Source organism: Neobacillus bataviensis (assembly GCF_019969725.1).
Window position 1 is genome coordinate 28706 of record NZ_JAHXYW010000015.1, and the last position, 18628, is coordinate 47333.

General features: G+C 36.5%; 15 protein-coding genes and 2 pseudogenes. 10 read left to right on the forward strand and 7 right to left on the reverse strand.

What is annotated here, in order from left to right; genetic code table 11:
• Positions 1–241: 241 nt before the first annotated feature.
• From LC455_RS26285 to LC455_RS26300, 4 genes and pseudogenes are all read left to right on the forward strand, one after another.
• A complete protein-coding gene (locus LC455_RS26285; protein ID WP_223595462.1) occupies positions 242–2785 on the forward strand; it encodes a PAS domain S-box protein in 2544 nt (847 codons plus the stop codon).
• A gap of 148 nt (positions 2786–2933) precedes the next feature.
• Positions 2934–3092 (forward strand): annotated as a pseudogene (locus LC455_RS31980) (hypothetical protein); the annotation flags it as partial.
• Between the two features lie 6 nt (positions 3093–3098).
• Entirely contained in the window at positions 3099–4994 is a 1896-nt protein-coding gene (gene fdhF / locus LC455_RS31985; RefSeq protein ID WP_369075772.1) for a formate dehydrogenase subunit alpha, read from the forward strand.
• Between the two features lie 202 nt (positions 4995–5196).
• Positions 5197–6027 (forward strand): LysM peptidoglycan-binding and 3D domain-containing protein, encoded by an 831-nt coding sequence (locus LC455_RS26300; RefSeq protein WP_223595464.1) that lies wholly within the window; start codon positions 5197–5199, stop codon positions 6025–6027.
• A 45-nt stretch (positions 6028–6072) separates the two neighbouring features.
• Here the strand turns inward: LC455_RS26300 and LC455_RS26305 are convergent, their stop codons facing one another.
• The 3 genes and pseudogenes from LC455_RS26305 to LC455_RS26310 form a co-directional block, all read right to left on the reverse strand.
• Entirely contained in the window at positions 6073–7374 is a 1302-nt protein-coding gene (locus LC455_RS26305) for a NarK family nitrate/nitrite MFS transporter (RefSeq protein ID WP_223595466.1), read from the reverse strand.
• 229 nt (positions 7375–7603) lie between these two features.
• Positions 7604–7960 (reverse strand): PAS domain-containing protein, encoded by a 357-nt coding sequence (locus tag LC455_RS31575; RefSeq protein WP_317851484.1) that lies wholly within the window; start codon positions 7958–7960, stop codon positions 7604–7606.
• Positions 7937–9108: pseudogene (locus LC455_RS26310) on the reverse strand (nitrate/nitrite transporter); the annotation flags it as partial. The pseudogene LC455_RS26310 and the gene LC455_RS31575, both read right to left, overlap by 24 nt.
• 222 nt (positions 9109–9330) lie before the next feature.
• Between LC455_RS26310 and LC455_RS26315 the strand changes: the two are divergent.
• From LC455_RS26315 to LC455_RS26325, 3 genes are all read left to right on the forward strand, one after another.
• Complete coding sequence (locus LC455_RS26315) at positions 9331–10668, forward strand: TrkH family potassium uptake protein (protein ID WP_223595468.1); 1338 nt, start codon at positions 9331–9333, stop codon at positions 10666–10668.
• 27 nt (positions 10669–10695) lie between these two features.
• Positions 10696–11349 carry a potassium channel family protein gene (locus LC455_RS26320; protein ID WP_223595469.1) on the forward strand — a complete coding sequence of 218 codons (654 nt, stop codon included), beginning with the start codon at positions 10696–10698 and terminating at the stop codon, positions 11347–11349.
• Positions 11350–11529: 180 nt separating this feature from the next.
• Positions 11530–12681: an acyl-CoA dehydrogenase family protein gene (locus LC455_RS26325; protein ID WP_223595471.1), complete on the forward strand. Its 1152-nt coding sequence runs from the start codon at positions 11530–11532 to the stop codon at positions 12679–12681.
• A 27-nt stretch (positions 12682–12708) separates the two neighbouring features.
• Here LC455_RS26325 and LC455_RS26330 read toward each other — a convergent pair whose 3' ends face one another.
• Positions 12709–13392, reverse strand: a complete 684-nt coding sequence (locus LC455_RS26330) for a putative bifunctional diguanylate cyclase/phosphodiesterase (protein ID WP_223595596.1) — start codon at positions 13390–13392, stop codon at positions 12709–12711.
• Positions 13392–14387: a diguanylate cyclase domain-containing protein gene (locus LC455_RS26335; RefSeq protein ID WP_223595473.1), complete on the reverse strand. Its 996-nt coding sequence runs from the start codon at positions 14385–14387 to the stop codon at positions 13392–13394. Before LC455_RS26335 ends, LC455_RS26330 begins: the two co-directional genes overlap by 1 nt.
• 180 nt (positions 14388–14567) lie before the next feature.
• On the opposite strand from LC455_RS26335, the gene LC455_RS26340 reads away from it, so the two are divergent.
• A complete protein-coding gene (locus LC455_RS26340; protein ID WP_223595474.1) occupies positions 14568–14729 on the forward strand; it encodes a hypothetical protein in 162 nt (53 codons plus the stop codon).
• A gap of 44 nt (positions 14730–14773) precedes the next feature.
• Here the strand turns inward: LC455_RS26340 and LC455_RS26345 are convergent, their stop codons facing one another.
• Together LC455_RS26345 and LC455_RS26350 are read right to left on the reverse strand one after the other, a co-directional pair.
• A complete protein-coding gene (locus LC455_RS26345) occupies positions 14774–14953 on the reverse strand; it encodes an H-type small acid-soluble spore protein (protein WP_223595475.1) in 180 nt (59 codons plus the stop codon).
• Positions 14954–15032: 79 nt separating this feature from the next.
• Positions 15033–15218: a hypothetical protein gene (locus LC455_RS26350; protein WP_223595476.1), complete on the reverse strand. Its 186-nt coding sequence runs from the start codon at positions 15216–15218 to the stop codon at positions 15033–15035.
• 473 nt (positions 15219–15691) lie between these two features.
• Here LC455_RS26350 and LC455_RS26355 point away from each other — a divergent pair, with 473 nt between their 5' ends.
• A complete protein-coding gene (locus LC455_RS26355; protein ID WP_223595477.1) occupies positions 15692–17650 on the forward strand; it encodes an LTA synthase family protein in 1959 nt (652 codons plus the stop codon).
• 65 nt (positions 17651–17715) lie between these two features.
• Entirely contained in the window at positions 17716–18582 is an 867-nt protein-coding gene (locus LC455_RS26360) for a thermonuclease family protein (RefSeq protein ID WP_223595478.1), read from the forward strand.
• The last annotated feature ends 46 nt before the right edge of the window (positions 18583–18628 follow it).

An 18628-nucleotide genomic window follows, 5' to 3' on the forward strand; every position in this document is an offset into this window, starting at 1 on the left:
AGTACAGTATAAACAAAAAAACAGAAAATGTGTAGACCTTTTTTAAAAAAATTTGCACTATTTTAAAAATAAGACTTTTATCACGGTTTGGATTTCCTTTGATTTGTTCTAAATCATGATTAAGGTGAAAAAGGTTAAAATAAATTTTACTATCGTTTCTCCGAATTAGTCCTTCCATAACTAATTTAATTACATTACAATCATAGTAGAAATAGACTAGAATAAAGGGGGAGGCTAGTTAATGAGTGCAATGGCAGGAACGTTTCACCCTTATTTTTTTATAATTGCGATTGGCTTAACCATAATGGCTTCATATACAGCATTAGACATGTTTACCTTAATCCGTTCATCGAATCAAAATAAACGACTGTTGTTCCTTGGCGGGACAATTTCCATGGGCTTTGGAATATGGATTATGAATTTCGTGGTGCTGATTGCTTCTGATACAAATTTGTTATCCAATTATCACATCCCATTATCCATCCTTTCCATATTTATTGGTGTAGCTTTTACAGGGATGGCCTTTATCCCGTTTTTTAGTAGAAAAATCCAATATTACCATTTGATAATTGGGAGCTTTTTTTTAGCACTTGCTGTAATTGCAATCCATGTAATTGGGATTTATGCCATGAACATAACGATTAATTATAATGTAATTTTATTTATTTTTTCAGGCATATTTATTTTTGCTTCTTTTTTATTTTCTTTATCGATTCTTTTTTCTACAAAAAACAATACATTTGGAAACCTAGTCTGGTTAAAACCCATAAGTGCCATTATCATTTCTGGGGCCATTGCCGAAGGGAATATTTTGTTAAAAAAATCTTCCATTATTGCCACTGCAACTAAAGGTATTAATGTGTCCAGTACAGATAGCTCCTTTTTTATTTATTTGGTGATATTTGTATCCGTCCTTATAATCGGCGGTTTAATTGTTTCGAGTACCTTAATCAGTAAACAGCTTGCTGCTTCAGATACAAATTTAAATGACATAAAAGCAGCATTGGATGCTTCCACTATAGTAGCCATTACTGACCCATCTGGAATAATCATTTATGTTAATGATAAATTTGAAGAAATTTCTAAGTATACCAGGGATGAAATAATTGGTAAAAACCATCGGTTATTAAATTCAGGGTATCATTCAAAGGAATTTTTTACTGACTTATGGAAGACTATTCAAGCAGGAAAAGTTTGGCGCGGAGAAATAAGAAATAAAGCAAAGGATGGTTCCTTTTATTGGGTGGACACTACCATTGTTCCATTTTTAGACAGGCGGGGGAAGCCGGTTCAATATATCGCGATTCGTTCAGATATTACACAGCGCAAATTAGCGGAGAAGAGTCTTTTAGAATCTACGAAAGAAGTTCGAGATATCACCTTTGCTCTCGACCAATCATCCATCGTAGCCATTACGGATGAAAAAGGAAGAATTACCACAGTAAATGAGAAATTCTGTGAGATTTCCCAGTATAACCGCGAAGAACTAATTGGTGAGGACCATCGAATCCTCAATTCCGGATACCACTCAAAAGATTTCTTTAAGGAACTATGGAGAACCATCGGTCAAGGCAAAGTTTGGGAAGGTGAAATTTGCAATCGAGCTAAAGATGGCACACTTTACTGGGTCGATACTACGATTGTTCCATTTCTAAATAGCAAAGGAAAACCATATCAATATGTAGCCATACGAACGGATATTTCAGATCGTAAACGCGCTGAGGAGCACTTAAAAGAAACCATCAAAGAAAACAATGATATCAAATTTGCCCTTGACCAATCTTCTATTGTAGCGTTTACTGATTCTCGCGGGATCATTACTAGTGTCAACGATAAGTTCTGTGAGATTTCACAATATAGTCGTGAAGAGATTATCGGAAAAGATCATAGAATAATTAATTCGGGTCATCATACAAAGGAGTTTTTCAAAAACCTTTGGAAAACCATTGGTGAGGGAAAGGTCTGGAAAGGTGAAATTCGTAATAAGGCTAAGGATGGAACGTATTATTGGGTGGATACTACAATAGTTCCATTTTTAAATGAACAAGGAAAGCCATATCAATATTTAGCGATACGCAATGATATTACAGAAAGAAAGAAAACAGAAGAAGTTCTTCATCGCCAGGATAAACTGGCTGCCGTGGGACAATTAGCAGCGGGAGTAGCCCATGAAATTCGTAACCCACTGACTTCTATGAAGGGCTATGCGGAATTTTTGCAGTTAGATGAGAAGGATCCTGAACGGTTAGAGTTTTTAAGTATTATTCTTGATGAAATTGAAAGGGTAAATACCATTGTTGAGGATTTTATGGTCCTGGCAAAACCAAAGGCAGTCGAATTAGAAGAAAAAAATGTTGTCCAAGTTATTAAAAATGTGGTTTCCTTACTTGAATTTGAAGCAAGAAAGAAAAATGTCCGCCTGGATTTCGACTGTAATCAAGAGATTATTCAAATTGAATGTGATGAGAACCGTTTAAAGCAGGTATTTTTAAATTTCATTAAGAATGGAATTGAAGCAATGCCAAACGGCGGTGATTTGCATGTGAAAACGATGATACATGAAAATAATGTGCAGATTTCGATTCAGGATACGGGTGTAGGGATTCCAAAGGATAAGTTAAAAAAACTTGGAGAACCATTTTACACTACCAAAAAAACTGGCAATGGTTTAGGACTGATGGTAAGCTTCAAAATTATTGAAAGTCACAACGGCAAAGTATTTGTTGAGAGTGAACTAAACAAGGGAACAACCTTTAATATCTTATTACCAGCTAAAACAGCTTAAAAACGAGAGAACTATACTCTCGTTTTTTATTTTTATTTTCTACATTCATAAAATGTACAAAAAATTTATGAAAAAAAGAAATCTACAATCGTGATAAATAGACTAATATGTTTATATAGGTATTTATGTTTTTATGGGAGGGTATACGATGGGTGAACCGAATTTTGTAAAAACGATTTGTGGATACTGTGGTACTGGCTGTGGTTTAGTTCTCGAGGTTCAAGATAATAAAATTATGAAAATCCGCGGTGACAAGGAAGCACCAGTCAACAAAGGACAAACATGTGTTAAAGGCGCCTTTGCTTATGAATATGTGCACGCCAAAAATAGATTATCGTCTCCGCTCATTAAGAAAGCCGGTAAGCTTGTTGAAGCAACTTGGGATGAAGCATATCAATTTATAGCAGATAAATTATCAACAATTAAAACCAATTGGGGCCCTAATGCGATTAGTATGTTCGCTTGCGCGAGAAGTACAAATGAATCCAATTATATTACACAAAAATTCATGAGAACCGTCATAAATAGCAACAATATCGACGGATGTAACCGAACGTGACATGCACCGAGCGTTGCCGGTCTGGCAACTGTTTTTGGAAGCGGTTTCCCTACCAATACACTTGAAGACTTTGATCGCGCTGAAGTATTGCTGCTAATGGGATCCAACACGACTGAGGCTCACCCAATTATTGCTAATCGTATTAAAAAGGCAGCAAAATCAGGGCTAAAAGTAATCGTGATAGACCCAAGAAAAATCGACATGGTCAAAATCGCCCATCGTCATCTTCAAATCAATGTCGGCACAGATATTGCCTTAATCAATTCGTTTATTCATGTGATCTTAAAGGAAGGACTGTACGATCCACTATTTATCGAACAATTTACTTTAGATTTTGAAAAACTTGAAAAACGAGTAGAGCTATATACACCAGAGTATGCAGCATCCATAACAGGGCTTGAAGCTAAAGCTATCGTAGAAACTGCAAGAGAGTATGCTGGTTCCAGCGGATCTATGATCGCCTATACCCTTGGAATTACAGAGCATCACTGCGGTGTTAACAATGTATTTGATATTGCCAATCTTGCATTGTTAACAGGAAATATCGGGAAACAAGGTACTGGAATTATGCCCTTAAGGGGGCAAAATAATGTTCAAGGGGCAGGGGATATGGGCTGTTTGCCAAATCAACTTGCTGGTGCAATGAGCCTTACAAATGATGAGTTTCGCACGCGCTATGAAAAAGAATGGAATGTTGTGCTCAATCCTCAGGCTGGCGATACACAGACACGCACCTTTGACCGCTTAGAAATGGGGGAGTTAAAGGCATTATATATTATTGGCGAAAATCCGCTCCTTGCAGATGTTCATATGAATCATACAAAAACATTATTTGAAAAGCTTGATTTATTAATTGTTCAAGACATCTTCTTAACCGAAACTGCAAAAATGGCAGATGTGGTCTTACCAGCAAAGTCGTGGGGAGAGGTTGAGGGAACATATACGAATACAGACCGGAGAATCCAAAGGGTTCGTAAAGCTGTTGAGGCTCATCCAAATATAAAGGAAGACTGGGAAATACTTTGCGAGCTTTCTACGTTGATGGGTTATCCAATGCATTATAAAAACAGTGAGGAAATTTGGGATGAAGTCAGAAGGATTGCTTGGGAGATGTACGGCGGTATTTCTTATGAACGGCTTGAGAACGAATACAGCATCCATTACCCATGTCCTGATGAAAAACATCCAGGTACCTATATTATGCATGAAAGGTTCCATCAAACTGAACCACTTGATAAAAAATCACCATTTGTACCGGTGGATTATACGGCTCCTTTAGAATTGCCAGATGAGGAGTATCCGTTTATGTTAACAACCGGCAGACGATATGAGTCTTATAATACACATTCTCAGACCCGTCATTATGCCGCGGGCGTAAAAATTAAACAAACTGAAGAAACCGTGGATATTCATCCAGATGACGCGAAAGCTTTAGGAATATCTGATGGAGATATTGTACAGGTACGTTCGCGCAGAGGAGAATTAGAGGTTAAGGCAAAGATTACGGAACAAGTTGTCCCTGGCCTAGTGTTTATGAGCTTCCACTGGAGTGAAACCCCAACGAATGTATTAACATTAAATGAATATGACCCAATCTCTGGTACAGCCGAATATAAAGCATGCGCTGTATCGATTTCAAAAATTAGCTAGTCAGTTTTTAGGAGTAGTGCGGATAAATTCTGCACTACTCTTTTTTTTTTTAGATTTCAGACTATTCAGTTAATCAGAAATATTATCGTAATATAATTGCCATGCTTGTCATTTAATTAACATCTCCCTGTTCTTTGTTTCAGAAAATTTCATGTTATTATGAGTACAAGTTAGCAACGAAAGAACATGGGAGGAACAAACAATGATAAGTAAAATAAAAACATTCATCGCAGTTGCTGCACTCTCAGGAACTGTAGGCGCTAATGTACATGCGGCAGAATTAACTGTGAAAAAAGGAGATACCCTTTGGGATCTGTCAAAAGTACATAATACATCTGTAGAAAACATTCAAAAATGGAATCATCTTTCTACTGACCTGATTCATCCAGGAGATGTATTAACGATCGCAACAGAAAAGCAATATACGGTAATAAAGGACGATACATTATGGGATATTGCACAAAAATTCCAAGTATCTGTTTCTCAAATAAAAGAATGGAATAAATTGAACACAGATTTAATTCACCCAGGTTTAAATTTAGTAATCTATCAAGGATTAACCAATCAAAATATAAATAAGCCTGAGCCTGTTAAAAAAGCTGCAGCAAACAGCCAAACTGAAACTGCATCAGCTTCAGTAAGTAAACCTGCTGAAGCCAAAGCAGCTCCGGCGCCAGCTCCAGTTGCACCTACCCCTGCGCCTGCCCCTAAGTCAGAGGCTAAGGTAAGTGAACCGGAGAAGACAAAGGAAATTACTGTTAAGGCTACAGCATATACAGCTTCCTGTGAAGGATGTTCTGGTACAACAGCTACAGGTGTTGATTTAAACGCCAACCCTAATGCAAAGGTAATTGCAGTTGACCCATCTGTTATTCCATTGGGAAGTAAAGTGTATGTAGAAGGATATGGCGTCGCCACGGCTGCTGATACAGGAGGAGCAATAAAAGGAAATCGCATAGATGTGTTTATTCCTTCTGAACAAAAAGCGATTCAATGGGGTAAAAAGCAAATAACCATTAAAATATTAAATTAATAAAAAAAGAGTGTTAGGCACCATTTGCGGTGCCTGACACTTTTTTTATCCTACTTGTTTAGCAATCGTTTTGGCCACTGTTGCTTTTCTCTGATAGAAGAACCAGTTAAGACCAAAGGCGACTACATAAAAGCCAATGAAGAAATAGAAAGCTGTTACTGGAGTACCCGTTGCATTTACAGACCATCCAAAAAGTTTAGGGATAAAGAATGATCCATAGGCAGCGAAGGCCGCTGAAAAGCCAATTACTGGTGCTGCTTCTTTAGGAATGAAAATGCTTGGAATCATTTGGAATGTTGATCCAGAACCAATACCAGATGCAAGGAACAATACCAAGAAAGCCATTAAAAAACCTGCAAATTGTTTACCATTTAAGAAATAAATAACTCCTGCTGCGCCAATCCCCATGATTACTAATACATAGGCAGTGACTTTTGCCCCTCCAAGTTTGTCGGCTAGCCAGCCGCCAACAGGTCTTGCAGCAGCGGCTACAAGCGCACCAAGGAAGGCAAGTGAGATATGTTCAGGAAATTGAGATTTTAGTAAAAGCGGAAATGCCGCAGAATATCCAATAAATGAACCAAATGTAGCAACATATAGAGCGGTCATAATCCATGTATGCTTACGTTTTACGATGACAAATTGATCTGTAACAGATTGTTTAGCGCCTGGGACATTATCCATTTTAAATAAAGCAAGGAGTGTCATTATAACGATTGGGATTACCCAGATAAATGCTGCATTTTGTAACCATACTTCCTGACCGTTTGCTAATACTTGTTTGTCACCAACCAAAGCGAATGTTCCTGAAGTAATAATTAAAGGTGTTACGAATTGGACGACTGATACACCCATATTACCTAAACCGCCGTTAATACCAAGGGCTGTTCCTTTTTCTTTCTTAGGAAAGAAAAAGCTGATATTAGCAGAAGAAGAAGAGAAGTTACCTCCGCCAAGTCCGCAAAGTGCTGCAAGCAATAGCATGATAGAGAAAGGAGTATCTGGATTTTGGACGGCAAAACCAATTCCAATTGCCGGTATAGCTAAAATGGCAGTAGATATTACTGTCCAGTTTTTTCCACCCATTGAACCGGCTGCGAATGTGTAGACAAAGCGAAGGGTTGCACCGACTAGCCCTGGAATTGCAGCTAGTGTAAATAATTGTTCCTCAGTAAACTGGAAACCGATATCGTTAAGACGAACTGCAACAACTGACCAAATCTGCCAAACGATGAATGCAAGCATTAATGAAGGAACGGAGATCCAAAGGTTTCGCCGTGCATGTTTTTTTCCTTCTGCGTTCCAGAACTTTTCATCTTCTGGATTCCAATAATTAATTCGAGCCATTTTTTATTCCCCCTAAAATTCTTTTAAAATTTATCTTTGAAGTAGTTAATGTTGTTTATGTTCTTACTATAAATCAGATGGTAAAATGATTTTTGTGACGTACGTCACAAAAATGGTGAAGGAATTGTGAACTGAAGAGCAATGACAAAAAGTTGTAATATTTATCGCACTATCAACCAAAAACAAATGAGAAAGAGACCCTCAAGGGAGGGTCTCTTTCTCATTTGTTTTATTTTTTCGCGGGCTTAACCATATCTTCGTAAAACATGCCAACGTAGTTTTTTGTTTCGCCAATGTCGTCTTTGATAGCGGTTATGCTTAACCATTCCCGGTAAATCTCATTGTTTTTCCGTTTGTTCCAAATGTACCCTTCCCAAACGCCATTTGTTTTTAATTCAGACCACATATTTTTATAAAATTCATTGTCATGTTCACCAGATTGAAGGACACTTGGTGTTTTCCCAATCACTTCCTTTTGCGTATAACCTGTTATTTTAGTAAAGGCCGGATTGACCTTTTGAATGATCCCATTAATATCGGTTACACAGATTCCATCAACGGCATGGTTTACAATTTTGGAGGAAATATCGAGTTTTTCTTGATAATATAGCCAAACAACCATGACTAAGCTTGCTAATGAAAATTCTGATAAGGACATAAATCCAATTGCATAATGACCTGTAAAATTAAAGAGAATGGTTAGAATAATTGGGGGAAAGAAACCTCCCAAGCCTCCATTGCAGCGACAATCCCATTGACAATACCTGCCTGTTTTGAAAAATATAACGGGACAAGCTTAAAAATAGCCCCGTTACCGATGCCTGCAAAGAAGGCAACAAGTAAACATCCAAACGAATATATAGGTAAAGAAGGGGTAAAAGATAAAAGAAATCCAGCAAATGTCAGACTGAAAAATACTGCCATAAGAATAAGGAATGGATTGATTTTATCCCCCAGCCAGCCGCCAATTGGTCGGAATAATGTTGCTAAAGCAATAAAACCTGCTGTCCGCAGCCCGGCATCTACCTTATTCAATTCAAAATGATTGACTAAGAATGAAGGTAAATAAATGGTGAAGGCCACAAATGAACCAAATGTAATAAAATAAAACAAGCTTAAGAACCAAAGTTTCGGATTTTTATATACTTCTTTGACTTGCTCTGATAATGGATGAATGACTTTCTTTTCTTCTCGGTCCCCTAAGAGAAAATTAATTAGGGCAAAGACTAAAACGACAATGAGGTAAATCTTTATAGTCGTTCTCCAGCCAAATTGATTGGCTAAAACAGGAGCTAAAAAGGATGTAACGGCTGTTCCAATGTTCCCTGCTCCATAAATTCCATTGATGAAGCCATGTTTAGCTTTTTCATAATATTTAGGTAAAGAAGTGACACCGATTGAAAAAATTGCTCCGCCAACTCCAAGCAAAAAACCGCCTATTATTAACATGAATAACGAATCCGCATAACTGATGACAGCAATTGGTATAATTAGAATGATAAAACTGCTTGAGAACAATTTTCTTGCACCATAACGATTCGTCCAAAAACCTATCGGAACCCTAAGAATAGAGCCTAAGATAACAGGGACAGCAGTTGCCCATGCAATCTGATTTGAGGAAAGTTCAATATCTGCCTTGATAAAAGGCATAAGTGAAGAAATAAGTACCCAGGTCATAAAGCCGGCAACAAGACTTCCCGTTTGAATAAAAAGTTGTTTTGTTCCTTGGTTCATAAATAATCCCCCTCTTAGTGCACGTTATTCAATCAAATTCCACTAATTAATCATTCATTACGATAGAAGCATTATGTTTTCGGAAAATTTTCTTTGAGTATTATAAAATAATTTTCTAAAATTGACTGTGAGGTTAGACACAAATCTATTAAAATTACAAAATAATTAGGCATCAGGTTGGAAAAATTAAGATTGAATATGACACAGGATAGGGAGAATATTATGCAACGAAAAAAGAAATTTTTTGATCCACCCAAGATTCTCGTTCTTGGTTTTGCAATCATCATTTTAATAGGTGCTTTATTACTGACGTTACCTTCTTCAACTACGGATGGAAAGGGTCTTTCGTTTTTAAATGGATTGTTTACAGCTACCTCAGCTACTTGTGTAACCGGGCTTGTTGTTGTCGATACCGGGACAACTTTTACGATTTTTGGGCAATTAGTTATCTTATTTTTAATTCAGGTTGGCGGTCTCGGATTTATGACCTTTGCGACACTCTTTGCCTTCCTGCTTGGAAAAAGAATTTCCTTAAAGGAAAGAATATTACTTCAAGAATCGTTAAATAATTTATCTATGGAAGGAATTGTAAGGTTAGCAAGACGTATTTTAATCTTTACTGCCGTAATTGAATTTGTCGGTGCTTTAATATTAGCCATTCGTTTTTCCTTTGATATGCCATTAGGAAGAGCTATTTATTTTGGAATATTTCATTCAATTTCTAATTTTAATAATGCTGGTTTTGATTTAATGGGTGAATTTCATAGTTTAACAAGCTATGTTGATGATCCAACTGTAACATTAACGGTGTGTGCGTTAATCACCTTAGGCGGGATTGGCTTTATCGTTATGAATGAAGTATTTGAATTTAGAAAATCAAAACGATTATCTTTACATTCAAAGGTTGTCATCATGACTAGTTTATTTTTACTAGCAGTTGGAACAATCGGAATCTTTTTTTTAGAACTCACTAATGAAAAAACATTAAAACCATTGTCACTTAATGGAAAAGTTCTTGGTTCGTTATTTCAATCAGTTACAGCCAGAACTGCTGGGGCAAATACCTTAAATATCGGGGATTTAACACATACGTCTTTACTTCTAATCATTTTTTTAATGTTTATTGGTGCTTCGCCAGGGTCAACGGGAGGCGGAATTAAAACGACCACATTTACCACATTAATTGGCGCAGTTTGGTCACAAATTCGCGGAAAAGAGGATGTCATCTTTTATCGCCAGCGAATTGTTTATGAAACCATATATAAAGCATTGACAGTAACAGTCAGCGGGTTATTTCTAGTGATGATAACGACCTTTATTTTAACGATTACAGAGCAAGGGAAAGATTTTTTGATGATTCTATTTGAATCAACTTCAGCATTTGCAACTGTTGGACTCTCAATGGGATTGACCCCGGAGTTATCTTCGGTTGGTAGGGGCGTCATTATTTTTGCGATGTTTGCAGGCAGGGTTGGGCCATTGACGATTGCATTTGCAGTAACGATGCGGAGAAACCCTGATTTATTCAGATATCCAAAGGGCAAAATCATGATCGGGTAAATAATATCAAGGAGGATTTTTGACGATATGGCTGATCAATACGCAGTAATTGGATTAGGAAGGTTTGGGTTAAGTATTGCCAATAAATTATTTGAATCCGGCCAAGAAGTACTTGGTATTGATGTAAATGAAGAAAGGGTGGAGGACTCCCATCCGTATGTGACACATGCTGTCATTGCGGATTCTACCGATTCAGAGGCATTAAAATCAATTGGAATCCGTAACTTTGACAATGTGATAGTGGCCATTGGCAATGACATCCAAGCTAGCATTTTAAGTGTCTTGCTCTTAAAGGAACTGGGAGTTAAAAAGGTAATCGCAAAGGCTTTAAATAAGCTTCATGGTCAGGTCCTAAAAAAGGTTGGTGCAGACTGGGTCGTATTTCCTGAACGTGATATGGGAATTAGAGTGGCTCATCAGCTTTTATCTCCCAATGTGTTGAATTTTATCGAAATTTCAAAGGATTACAGTGTAGAGGAGGTTAAGATCCCTGATCGAATGGTAGAAAAAACATTAAGAGAAATAGACCTTAGGGCAGAGTATAATATTAGTGTAATTGCCATCCGCCATGACAATGAAATTAATATATCACCTTCACCAGATAAAAAAATCAGTTATGGTGATGTCTTAGTTGTCATTGGTGAAAATCGTGACCTTGAGCGGTTTGCTAATCTTCAATAAAGAGGCCCCCCAATTAATTTGGGGGGCTGTTTTGGTGCAATAAGCTTAAATTTTGTGCTTGTATTTTCTTTGCTCTCAATTTGCACCTTGTCTATTATTTTTGCTTTCATAATAAAAAATGATGGATGGATGCAGGCATGTTACTATAGAAATAACAAATGTAAATGGGAGCGATGTTCGATGAATTTTCAAGATATTAAATCTTTTGACGAACGATTAGCGTTTATGAAAAATCTATCAAAAAAATTTAAAAATAGAGCCCATCAAGTAGATATTGAAGGAAGCTTTCCGTTTGAAAATATTCAGGATTTAAAAAACACAGGCTATACCTCATTAACAGTCCCGAAAAAATACGGCGGGGAGGAAATTTCCCTATATGAGTTAATCCGCTTACAGGAAGTAATCGCAGAAGGTGATGGTGCAACTGCTCTTTCAATAGGCTGGCATATGGGAATCCTCCTTAATCTATGTGAAAAAGAACCATGGGATGAGGTTATTTTTAGAGTGCTATGTGAAAAGGTGAAACAAGGTGCTTTAATAAATAGTGCTCAATCTGAACCAATGACCGGTAGTCCAACGCGTGGGGGCAGGCCAGAGACCAGTGCACAAAAAAGTGGGAACAATTGGTTGATTCAAGGCAGGAAAACCTTTACGACAATGTCTCCTGTTCTTGATTATTTTATTGTCAATGCAGCAATAAAAGATTCAAATGAAATTGGCAACTTCCTCATCCCACGGTCTGCAAATGGGGTCAATATAGAAGAAACTTGGGACAGCATCGCTTTAAGAGGCACAGGTAGTCATGATTTAATTCTAAAAAACGTAATGATTCCTAATGAGAACTTCGTTGAACGAGTTCGCCCCGAAAGCAAAAGAGCTAACGGCTGGCTTCTTCATATCCCAGCTTGTTATCTTGGAATTGCAAAAGCCGCTAAAAGGTATGCCATACAATTTGCTGAGAACTATGCACCTAATAGTATTCAGGGAACTATAATCGATTTACCAAACGTACAGCAAAAAATAGGCGAAATAGAGTTGAAAATTATGCAGTCAGAATATTTTTTATATAGTGTTGCAAAACAATGGGATGTTTCGAATGAACAAGAAAGGAATAAGATGGGGCCAATATTGGGTGCTGCCAAGTTAACTGTTACCAATTCGGCTATTTCTATAGTAGACCTTGCCATGAGAATCGTTGGTGCAAAAAGTCTTTCCTTACAAAATCCCCTGCAGCGATATTATCGAGATGTACGAGCAGGCCTGCATAATCCTCCGATGGATGATATGACAATTCAACTACTTGCAAAGCATAGCATTCATAACTGCGAATAAAAACAACCAGCCACCCGGCTGGTTGTTTTATGAGACTGATTCAATAATTTGAATGTTCTTCCTTTTTTCTTCAAAAAGAAGATACAGTTCTTTTAATGGAAGAGGCTTCGAAAACAAATATCCTTGTGCCTGACTGCATTCGAGGGTTTTTAACAAAACCAATTGTTCACTTGTTTCAACACCTTCTGCAATTACATTAAAACCAAAACTTTTTGCTAATGAAATAACACTTTCAACCAATGCCCGATCCTTAGTATTGTTAAGCATATTTTGTACAAAGGACTTTTCAATTTTCAATGTATCAACAGGAAGGTACTTCAAATAACTAATCGATGAGTAACCTGTTCCAAAATCATCGATTGATATGCTGATGCCCATTTCTTTAAGGGCATTTAATTTCAATACTACTTTCTCTATTTTATGAAGTGAAACACTTTCTGTAATTTCCAATTCCAACTGGTAAGGTGGTAATTTTGTCTCAGCTAAAACCCTACTAACAATATTGACAAAATTATCATCCTCGAATTGTTTGGAGGAAATATTAACGGAAATCCGAAGAGGTTCTCTGCAAATTTTTGAAAATATTTTTGCTTTTGAACAGGCTTCTGTTAATACCCATTCTCCGATGCTGCTAATTATTCCAATTTCCTCAGCAAGCGGAATAAAATCCGTTGGATGTACAATTCCAAGGTCTGCATTTTTCCACCGGATTAAAGCTTCAAATCCACAATTTGTTCATTGTTAATATTTACTAATGGCTGATAATGGAGGGTAAATTCTTTTCGCTGGAGTGCTTTTCTCAAATGTGTTTCAATTTTAAGTACATCATGAATTTCCTGCTGCTTAGCATGGTTATACCACTGAAAACCATTACCGCCTTTTTCCTTTGCTGTATACATCGCTATGTCAGCTTGTTGGATTAGTTCTTCCCAGCCTAAGCCGTCAGATGGGTAAATACTAATTCCGATACTGGACGAGATGAAATATTCTTGAGTCTCAATTTTAAAAGGAGCTTGAATGGCATTATGAATTTCGGAAGCATATCTCTCGACATCTTTCCTCGATGTAATATCTGAAAAAAAGAGTATAAATTCATCGCCGCCCTGTCTGGCAAGACAATTATTTCCCTTTATTCTAACTTGAATACGTTTGGATACTTCTTTTAAGATTTTATCGCCAACAGCATGCCCCAGACTGTCATTAATTAGTTTAAAACGGTCTAAATCAAGAAATAGAACAGCTACGATTTTATTCATTTGTTTTGCATGTTCTAATGCTTCTTTTAACTTCATTTCAAAATGCCATCTATTCGGCAAGCCTGTTAAATAATCGTGGAATGCCATATATTCTACTTTTTCGATTACTTTTTTTAATGAATGCTGTTCGGATTTTAGTTGTTCGACAAGCCTTCCAATTGTGATCGCTATAGTAAAATTGACGACCGTTATGATGGTAATGAACCATATATCATTTAGATGATATACATCCTTTTTGAAAACGATTTCAATTATTTCGTTGGCTGCATAGATAAAGGTGCCTAAAATGGCTGCGATTAACCCGCCTTTCATTCCAAAATAAAAGGGTAGCCACACTGCAGGAAAAATATATATAAGCCAGATGAGCTCTTCAGAATAACCTGTTTGATCAAAAATCGGGGGGATTAGGTAGATGAGAATAAGAATATACCATTTCTTGATTACTGTCATTTTTTGTAATTACACTCCCATTAAATACCTTTAAAATTTATACTTCCATCATAAAACGAGTCAAATCAAAAAAACAATGATTCGACAAAAAGTTCATATAATATTAGAAAAGTTCTTTTCAATATCATTTTTATAATTTAGATTCTCAATGGATATGTTATAAAAAAGGAGTGAAGCATAATGCCCAGAGGGAAAGAATTAGAACAGTTGCCAATGGCAAATATTGCGCCTGGCGCTGGGAAGGATGCAGGTAAATATAATCGAGAAGTGCTTGGAAGTATTGTGCAGCAAGAACAGCCACATCCAGGGGACGTTGATAAGGAAAATGAGGACATGATTTAAGGCAGGCTCCCAAGCCTGCCTTTTACCTTCATAATATAAATGAATTATTCTTCGAAGAGTTCACCAATTTCCACTATTGTTCTTTCTTCAAGCGGTCCCCGCAAATGGACTGTTGCCGTTTTTCCATCTTCATTTAATTGGTCAATCCATACGGAAGCCCCGTTATATTTGACCTCAATATCAGCGGAAGAAGATAATATTTGTTTTACACGATTCACATTCATATTTTCACTCCTAATTATAATATTTGTAACCGCTTTCTAAAACTATATATTATAGAAGAAACTCGGTTTTACTTGATAATTATCGTTCATAAGGCTCAATTTGAACACCATTGATCGTACCGGGTTGATCAATCTCTTCAAGACTATTTAAATAATTAGTCAGTTCTACCTGCAAGTCCTTTGGAGCACCTGGTTTTAAATGCCAGTTACCGGGTTCATCAACGAAATATGGACTCTTCGTAAATTCAGGCCTTTTTCTCGGCATGGTAATTTCTCCTTTTTATAATAACTATATATTTAGACTAACCAGTAAGCATCGAAGTCATGCAAAATCCCCATCTTTAAAGATAAGTCAAAAATCATATTGCATCCGCATTTTTTCAAGTATAGAATAGATGGAAATCACTTTCATATTGGAGTTTCCACCATTTGGTTGAAATTAAATAAAGAAAAAGATGAAACTAATTATAAGTGTAATCGTCTTATATAATTGAGGATTGAAATTAGTCATGTCCAACATATAACCAACATAAGATTAAAGGGATATTTATTTGACACTTAAACAAGCCGTATGGGGAAATCGGTTTGTCGAATGGGCTAGAAAAAAGACGTAAGTTTTAGAGCGTATATTATTTGAAAAGGAATATTTTATGTTTTTCTTTTTTAAAAATCTGTGTTATAGTAATTGAGGTTCGTTTACCGGAGCTTATTTTGGTAAGTGAGAGGAGAATTATAGAGATGAATAAAATTAGACTACCTAAAAAATTCAGCAATAGTCATATTACATTCTTCGCCATTGCCGTCGTATTATTCTGGATCAAAACATATGCGGCATATCAAATTGAATTTAACTTAGGCATTGATAATAGCCTGCAGAAATTTTTGTTATTGATTAACCCATTAAGCTCAGCGCTTTTCTTTTTTGGAATTGCACTTCTATTTAAGAAGCGTACAAAGCTTGTCATGATTATTACTAACTTCTTTTTATCATTCTTGTTGTACGCAAATATTGCCTATTATCGCTTTTTTAATGATTTTATTACCGTGCCAGTTTTAATGCAGACTAAGACAAACGCGGGACAGCTTGGGGACAGTGCCCTATCATTAATGTCACCTTTAGATATTTTTTATTTTACCGATATGTTTATCTTAATTGCTTTAGCATTAACAGTATTTAAAAAAGTAACGGTAACGAACAGAAAATCCTTTAAAATTGTTTTGCTTTTTTCAATCACTACGTTTTTATTTAATCTTGGTCTAGCCGAAAAGGATCGTCCGCAGCTCTTAAGCCGTTCCTTTGACCGAAATTATTTAGTCAAGTATCTTGGTGCTTATAACTTTACGATCTATGATGTGATTCAAAATATTAAATCATCAAGTCAAAGAGCATTAGCTGATTCAAGTGATATTACAGATGTTGAGAACTATCGTAAAGCAAATTATGCGGCTCCAAACCCTGAATATTTTGGTAAAGCTAAAGGAATGAACGTCATTTATATTTCGATGGAATCCTTTCAAAGCTTTATGATTAATTATAAAATGCCTAATGGTCAGGAAGTAACACCATTTCTTAACTCGCTAACACATGACAAAAACACGTTTTATTTTGAAAACTTTTATCATCAGACAGGGCAGGGAAAAACGTCTGATGCTGAGTTCTTGATGGAAAACTCATTATATCCAATGGCCCAAGGTGCCGTCTTTGTTAACAAAGCACAAAACACTTATCAAGCAACTCCTTCTATCCTAAAGGGGTATGGATATAATTCAGCAGTATTCCACGGGAATTATAAAACGTTCTGGAATCGAAACGTAATGTATAAAGCTTTAGGTTATGATCAGTTTTTTGATGCTGAATACTATAGCATGAGCGATGAAAATACGAAGAACTATGGCATGAAGGATAAACCTTTCTTTAAAGAATCAATGCCTTTACTAACAAGCTTGAAACAACCTTTCTATACAAAGTTTATTTCTTTATCGAACCATTTCCCTTTTGAAATGGATCCAGAAGATACTGATTTTCCTGCAGGCGATACCGGTGATACAGTTGTTAACCAGTATTTTCAATCAGCACATTATATGGACCAAGCATTTGAGCAGTTCTTTAACGATTTAAAAGCTTCTGGTTTATATGATAATACTGTAATTGTTATGTACGGTGACCATTACGGAATTTCAGAAAATCATAATGAAGCTATGGCAAAGGTTCTTGGGGTTGATGAAATTACTCCAACAATCAATGCTAATTTACAGCGAGTTCCATTATTTATTCATGTTCCTGGTGTAAAAGGCGGTATTCAGAAGCAGTATGGCGGTGAAGTTGATGTACGTCCTACACTTCTGCACTTACTAGGAATCGATACTAAGGATTACATGGAGTTTGGATCAGATTTATTATCTAAGGACCACCGCAATTGGGCTCTATTTAGAAATGGAGATTTTGTCTCACCTGAAGTTATTCAGATTAAAGACAAATGCTATTCCACTCCTACTGGTGAAGTAACGGATAAAGCCAATGCTTGTAAGGATATTAGTGATAAGGTAAATACTGAGCTTCAAATGTCCGATGAGGTTGTTTATAAAGACTTATTACGATTCTATAAGCCGCAGGGATATACACCTATTAATCCGAACGATTATGAATATTTAGGACCAAAAGGGAATAAAGGAACCAAAACGACTGAAAATAATTAAACTTGAGAGAAGAAATTTTCTTCTCTCTTTTTTCTGTTGATAGGTAAGCAGGCAGGGGGGCACTGATGAAAAAAATATTTTTTGAACCTTTATTAGTTTTCTTTGTAATGATTACATTCATTCTTTCAGGATGTGCAGGTGGGGAAGTTGCAGAAAAGGTCAAGTCAGAAAAAAATTCAACACCACCAGTGGTTCATAACGAAAAAGAATCTTCTTCAACTGAAGAGGTAAGTAAAAAGAATTTACTAGCTGCCACAATCGTTAAAAATATAGATGGTGATACGGTGGAGGTCAACTTAAATGGAAAGGTCGAAAAGATCAGGATGCTTTGTGTGGATACACCGGAAACGCATCACCCTCGCCTTGGGGTACAGCCTTTTGGACCAGAGGCAGCTGCATACACGAAAAAAATCCTTTCCGTGGGAACGAAGATAGAAATAGAACCTGGCATTGGTAATGGCCGTGACAAGTATGGTCGTTTGTTAGCATATATTTATGTTAATGGAAAAATGTTTAATGAGATGCTTCTTGACCAAGGCTTTGCACGAGTTGCCTATATTTATGCGCCAAACACAAAATATGTGGATGAATTTTATGCGATTCAAAAAGAAGCTCAAAAAAAGGGTATTGGAATTTGGTCCATAGAAAATTATGCCCAGGAAGATGGTTATCATGCTTCGAACACTCAAGGGACCAAAGAAAAGGCCCCTGCTTCGCAATCCGGCACATCAACGGAAAGTAACTTTCAAAATAATCCTAATGATGATCAGGAATCAAATCTTGGTTGTAAAGGGAAAATTAAAGGAAATGCAAATTCTTATATTTATCATGTTCCAGGTGGTTCTTACTATGCTTCCACCAACGATAATATCGTTTGGTTTTGTACTGAAAAGGAAGCTCAGGATGCTGGCTACCATAAATCAAAACGGTAGGATAATAAATTTTATAAAGGAGCAGTGAGCAATGTTAGAAAAGCTC